The sequence below is a fragment of the Pseudomonas viridiflava genome (assembly GCF_900602065.1).
GTDB lineage: Bacteria > Pseudomonadota > Gammaproteobacteria > Pseudomonadales > Pseudomonadaceae > Aquipseudomonas.
The window spans coordinates 1-381 of record NZ_UWFN01000030.1; the positions used below are offsets into that span (position 1 = coordinate 1).

General features: G+C 60.6%; 1 pseudogene. It reads right to left on the minus strand.

The features are described from left to right. A pseudogene (locus EE949_RS00140) lies at positions 1 to 323 on the minus strand (HAD family phosphatase); the annotation flags it as partial. Positions 324 to 381 lie beyond the last annotated feature (58 nt).

The following is a 381-nucleotide window of genomic DNA, read 5'->3' on the forward strand; positions in this document are numbered from 1 at the left end:
CCCAGAGCCATCAAGGCGGTCCAGCAGGCGTCTGGCGCAGGCCACTGTGCGACGGGACGCGGCGCGGCCATGATCCAGTCATTCAAGGGTTCAGCAAGATTATTACTAAGTGTGTCCGGCAACTCGTCCAGCCATGCACAGGGCAGGCCTTGCTGACGCAGTCTTCGCAGGGCATCCAATGCACCCGGTGTCGCCTCTGCATGATTGCATTCCCGGTCGGCAGCAGGGCTTGCTGCCTGCGCACCAAAGTCCACAAGGCAACCGCTGAGGCCGAACAGCAGGGCGGAGAATGAGGGTTGCGGGTTGAGGACCGGCGCGAGCATGGTGATCTCTCTGAAATACCAAAGCACGCTACAGGCCTTTTGTGACACTGCGATGAAC